This window comes from Yinghuangia sp. YIM S09857 (genome assembly GCF_051388915.1).
GTDB lineage: Bacteria > Actinomycetota > Actinomycetes > Streptomycetales > Streptomycetaceae > Yinghuangia.
Genome location: NZ_JBPKBH010000005.1, coordinates 289,803 through 295,523, shown reverse-complemented (window position 1 = coordinate 295,523; position 5,721 = coordinate 289,803). Strand labels below are relative to the sequence as shown.

General features: G+C 68.4%; 3 protein-coding genes. All 3 read right to left on the bottom strand.

The features are described from left to right. Positions 1 to 117 precede the first annotated feature (117 nt). Entirely contained in the window at positions 118 to 1,773 is a 1,656-nt protein-coding gene (locus ACRX5S_RS12785; protein WP_436773003.1) for an ABC transporter substrate-binding protein, read from the bottom strand. Positions 1,774 to 2,130: 357 nt separating this feature from the next. Further along, the gene (locus ACRX5S_RS12780) at positions 2,131 to 3,768 is read right to left on the bottom strand and encodes an ABC transporter substrate-binding protein (RefSeq protein ID WP_436773002.1); all 1,638 of its coding nucleotides are present in this window, start codon (positions 3,766 to 3,768) and stop codon (positions 2,131 to 2,133) included. A gap of 407 nt (positions 3,769 to 4,175) precedes the next feature. Next, on the bottom strand, positions 4,176 to 5,721 hold a 1,546-nt coding region (locus ACRX5S_RS12775), incomplete at its 5' end, for an ABC transporter substrate-binding protein (protein ID WP_436773001.1).

Below are 5,721 nucleotides of genomic sequence, written 5' to 3'. Positions count from 1 at the left end.
CCCCCCCCCCCCCCCCCCCCCCCCCCCCCCCCCCCCCCCCCCCCCCCCCCCCCCCCCCCCCCCCCCCCCCCCCCCCCCCCCCCCCCCCCCCCCCCCCCCGGGGCCGTGCGGGACGCGTCAGCTCTTGAAGCCGATGCGGTCCATGAAGACGACGCCGGTGTTGTACTGCTGGACACCGGTGACCTTCTTCGCGTAGATCGGGCCGATCAGCGAGTCGGCGTACACCCACACCGGCAGGTCCTTGAGGATCTGCTTCTGGAGCTCGTTGTACGCGGCCTTGCGCTCGTCCACGTTGGTGCTCGCGCGGCCCTTCTGGAGCGCCGCGTCCGCCTCCGGGTTCTTCCAGCCGATGAAGTTCAGCGGGCTGGCGGAGTGGAACGAGTTGAAGAGCTGCGGCTCGGGGTCGACGATCCACTGCTGGAACAGCATGGCGGTGAAGTCACGGGTGATCGCGTACTTCTGGATGTACGCGCCGATCTCCAGCGACTCGATCTCCATGTTGACGTTCTGCATCTGCCGCAGGCGGCTCTGCATGTACTCCGCGACGGCCTGCGACGACGGGTTCTTCGGGATGAGGAACGTGAAGTCGAGCTTCTTGCCCTCGGCCGCCAGCTCGTTGAGGAGGCGCTGCGCCTCCTCCTTGTTCTGCGGCTCCTGGACCTGTGTCGGGTCGAAGAACGGCGACGACGGGTTGAAGTAGCTCTTGGCCGGGACGTACCCGTTGTCGAGCGTCTTCGGGATGTCGTTCGGGTCGAAGGCGAGCGCGAGGGCCCGGCGGGCGCGCGGGTCGTCGAACGGCGCCTTCGTCATGTTGAACTGGATGAGCTGGCCGCCCAGGTCGGCCATCTTCTGGACCTGGAGCTCCTTCTCGGCCTCGGCCAGGCGCGCGCCGTCGGAGCTGTGGAAGATGTCGGCGCCGCCGGCCTTGATGGTGTTGTACTGCTGCTTGATGTCCGGGACGTTCTTGATCGACAGCTCGTCGAGCTTCGGCAGGCCCTTGTCCTTCTGCCAGTAGTTCGGGTTCTTCACGAACTGCTGCTCGCTGCCGCGGACCCAGTTCTTCAGCATGAAGGGACCCGCGCCGACCGGCTGCGCGCCGGCCGCGTCGATGCCCTTGTTGATGGCGGACGGAGCCTCGATGTACGTCAGCTCGGTGGCCACCGTGCGGTCGAAGTTCGGGTTCGGCCCGGTGAGGTTGGTGATCTTGACGGTGGTCGGGTCGACCACCTCGGTCTTGATCATCGCGGCGGCGGCGCGGTGCTGCGACTGCGTCTCGGGCTTGGCGTGCGTCTCGTAGTTGAGCTTCACGGCCTCGGCGTCCAGCGGGGTGCCGTCGCTGAACTTGACACCCGGGCGGAGCTTGAGCGTCCAGGTCGCTCCGCCGTCGGTGGTGGCCAGGGACTCGCCCATGTGCGGCTCGACCTTGCCGGTCTTGGTGTCGATGTAGAACAACGGGTCGTACAGGGCCGCGAGCCGGGGCTCGTCGGCGACCGCGACGTACGAGGTGCGGAAGACGTCCAGGGTCTTCGAGTCCTGGACCGCCAGCATGGTCATCTTGCCGCCGGCCTTGGCCTCGCCGCCGGGGCTGCTGGACGCGCCGCCGGAACCGGCGTCCTTGTCATCACTGCCACAGGCGGTGGCGGTCAGGGCGAGGGCCGCGAGGCCCGCCACGACGGCTCCGTGCTTGCGTACGCGGCTCAGGCCCGAGCCGCCGGATATTGCGGGTACCACCGTGCTGTTGGTGCGTCGTGCTGCCGTGCGTCGTGCTGACACCGTCTTGCCACCTCCGCCGAGAACATGACGACCGGACAGGGTCCGGTCGGATGGTGCTGTCGTGCTTGTGGAGCCAGGGCCGTGCTTCGGGGAGTTGGCGACAAGGCCACCCCCACCGGTGTGCGTAAGATCACGGATCTTGTCGCGCTGGGGGCCACCGTAGAAGTAGTTGGGCCAAAGTGCACGCCTCCGACGCCGATCTGTTACACAGTCAAGTTTTTTGGACGCCCCCCGGACATGTTGCGGCGCCCCTCCGTTTCGGAGGGGCGCCGGATGATCACTTGAGGTCATGGCCGCCGACGGGTCGTCAGAAACCCTGCGGGCAGGGCTCCGTGGGCCTCGTCGGCGGCTTCGGGACTACGCCTTCAGGCCGATCCGGTCCATGAAGAAGACCCCGGAGTTGTAGTGCTCGATCCCGGTGACCTTGTCGTTGAAGATGGCGCCGTTGGACGACTCGGCGTACACCCAGAACGGCAGCTCGGCGACGATCGCCTTCTGGAGGTCCGAGTACGCCTGCTTGCGCACCGCCGGGTCGCTGCTGCCCCGGCCCTTGGCGAGCGCCTCGTCGGCGGCCGGGCTGTTCCAGCCGATGACGTTGAACGGGCTCTTCGAGTACCACGCGCTGAAGCTGGTCGGTTCGGGGTCGACCACCCACTGCTGGAAGAGCATCGCGTCGAAGTCACGGGTGATCGCGTACTTCTGGATGTACGCGCCGATCTCCACCGAGTCGATCGACATCTCGACGTTCTGGAACTGGAGCAACTGGCCCTGCATCCACTCCGCGACGCGCACCGACGACGGGTTCTGCGGCACCAGGTAGCGGAAGCTGAGCTTCTTGCCCTCCGCGGCGAGCTCGTTGAACAGCTTCTGCGCCTGGGCCTTGTCCTGCGCGGCCTGGGACACCGCCGGGTCGACGAACGGCCCGGACTGGTTGAAGAAGCCCTTCGCCGGGACGTACCCGTTGTCCAGCGTCTTGGGGATGTCCGCCGGGTTCAGCGCGAGCGTGACGGCCTGGCGGGCGCGCGGGTCGGTGAACGGCCCCTTGCGCAGGTTGAACTGCACCATCTGGCCGCCGTCGGTCTTGAACTCCGAGGAGTTCAGCTCGTTGGCCGCGTCGGCCAGCAGCTTCTGGTCGGAGCTGACGAAGATGTCCGCCGAGCCGGACTTCACGCTTGCGTACTGCTGCTTGATGTCCGGGACGTTCTTGACCGTGAACCCGTCCAGCTTCGGCAGGCCCTTGTCCTTCTGCCAGTAGTTCGGGTTGCGCTCGAAGACCTGCTCGGAGCCGCGCGTCCAGCTCTTGAGGACGAACGGGCCGGCGCCGATCGGCTGCCCGCCGTACACCTCCGGGCCCTTGGTGATCACGGACGGCGCCTCGATGTACGGCAGTTCCACCGCGATCAGGCGGTCGAGGTTCGGGTTCGGCGCGCCGACCGGGGTCAGCTTGACGGTGAGCGGGTCGACGACCTCGGTCTTGAAGGTGGACGCCGCGCCGATGTGCACGGAGCGCGTCGCCATGTCGGCCTGCTTGTCGTAGTTCACCTTGATCGCCTCGGCGTCGAACGGCGTCCCGTCGCTGAACGTCACGCCCTGGCGCAGCTTCAGCGTCCACGTCGTGCCGTTGTCGGCAGTGGTCAGGGACTCCGCCAGGTGCGCGGCGACCTTCTGGTCCTTGGGGTTGATGTAGACCAGCGGGTCGTACAGGGCGGCGAGCCGCGGCTCGTCGGCGACCGCGACGTTCGACGTGCGGAAGACGTCGAGGGCGGCCGAGTCCTGGACCGCCAGCATGGTGATCTTGCCGCCGACCTTCGCGTCCGCGGTGGCCGGCGGATTGCCGCCCCCGGGGGACTTGTCGTCGTCGTCGCCCCCGCAGGCGCCGGCCACAAGTCCGAGGGCGATCACGCCGGCGATCGCCGCGCCGCGGCGCGCCGGGCCCCCGCGGCCCAGCGTCGCGAACCGGCCGAGCCCGGGTCGTACCGTACGTCGTGCTGACACCGTCTTGCCTCCTCCTGGCGAGTACGTGGCGGCCGGACCGGGCCGGCCTGATCGTGCTGCCGTGCGGTTCCCGGACGCCGGGGCGGGCCGGGAGGGTGGAGCCTGTGCAAGGGTCGTGCGAGGTGTGCAGAGCGTTTCGTGCGTGGTACGTGCGGTGGTGCGTGCACCGGCGCAGGACGGTGATCCCGCGCCGGTGCGTGGTGGTGTCCGGCCACCGTAGGCGGATGCCGCGGGGAAGACACCTTGTCGACGCGAATCTGTTACATCGTCAGATTCGGATGTGCCATTGATCAACGGCACGCGCTGTAGCGCCCGGACCGGTCGGCGCCCGTGTCAGCGAACGATGACAGCGGGGCCGCGGCCGCGCGCGCCCCGGACGGGGCACGCGACCGGTCCGGGCGCCCGGTTCAGCCGCTCACCCCGACCCGGTCCATGAGCATGCCGCCGTCCTGCACGCCGACGATGCCGGAGACCTTGGGACCGGACACGATCACGGTGACCGCCTCCTGGTAGGCGACCACCGGGAAGTCCGTGACGATGGCCTTCTGGAGCGCCGCGTACGCCGCCCTGCGCTGCGCCTCGTCGGCGGTCGCGCGGCCCGTCTCCAGCGCCTTGTCGACCTCGGGGTTGGCGTAGTGCAGGAAGTTCTCGGGGCTCTTCGAGTACAGGAACTTGAACAGGATCGGCTCGACGTCGCTCGCCCAGACCTGGTACAGCGCCGCCTGGTAGTTGCGGCCGATCTGGAGCTTGTTGGTGTACTGCTTGACGTCGACCTTCTCCAGCTTGACGCTGACGTTCTCATAACCGTTGAGGGCCGTCATGGTGTACTCGGCGGTCCGGTTGGACGCCGGGTTCTCCGGCACCATGTAGGTGAAGTCCACCTTCTTGCCCTCGGCCGCCAGCTCGTTGAACAGCTTCTGCGCCTCGGCCCGGTTGGTGGCCGGCTGCACCGAGGCCGCGTCGAAGAACCGGCCCCGCGAGTTGAAGATGCTCTTCGCCGGCACCGCGGTCCCCGAGAAGACCCGCTCGTTCAGGTCGGCCGAGTCGAGGGCCAGCGCGACGGCCCGCCGCGCCCGCGGGTCGTCGAACGGCGCGACCTTGCTGTTGAACGCGACCATCTGGCCGCCGTCGAGGGTGAAGGGCGTGATGCCCAGGCCCTCCTTCTTGGCGTTGGCGGTCTTCTCCGGGTCGATCGTGAAGAACACGTCGGCGCCGTTGGACTTGACGGTGCTGAGCTGCTGCGCGACGTCCGGCACGACCTTGATCACGAGCCGGTCCAGGGCAGGCTTGTCGGGGCCCTGCCAGTAGTTCGGGTTCTTCTCGAACACCATCTGGTTGCCGCGCGTCCACTCCTTGAGGACGAACGGCCCGGCGCCGACCGGCTTCTCGCCCGTCGTGTCGGCCAGCGACGACGGGGCGGCGATGTAGGTCAGTTCGAGCGCGATCAGCCGGTCGAGGTTGGCGTTCGGCGCGACCGGGGTGATCTTGAGGGTGAGCGGGTCCACGACCTCGCTCTTCAGGCTCGCCGCCGCGGACACGTGGTAGCTGCGCGTCTCCGGGTTGGCGTGCATGTCCCAGTTCTTCTTGACGGCCTCGGCGTCGAGTGCCGAGCCGTCGCTGAACTTGACGTTCGGCTTGAGCTTCATCGTCCAGGTGGCGCCGCCGTCCGCGGTGGCCAGGCTCTCGCCGATGTTCGGGACGATCTTGTTGCTGGCGTTGTCCGTGTAGAACAGCGTGTCGTACAGCGCCAGCATGCGGTTGAGGTCGGTGACCGCCGCGTAGGTGGTCTGGAACGGGTTGAAGCGCTGGGCGTCCGACACCGAGAGCAGTGTCAGCGAGCCGCCCTTCTTGACTCCCGCGGTCGAGGACGGGTTGGCCGACGAGCCCGAGCCCGAGCCGCCGTCACCTCCGCCGCAACCGCCGAGCACCAGGGCCAGGGCCCCGGCGACGGCC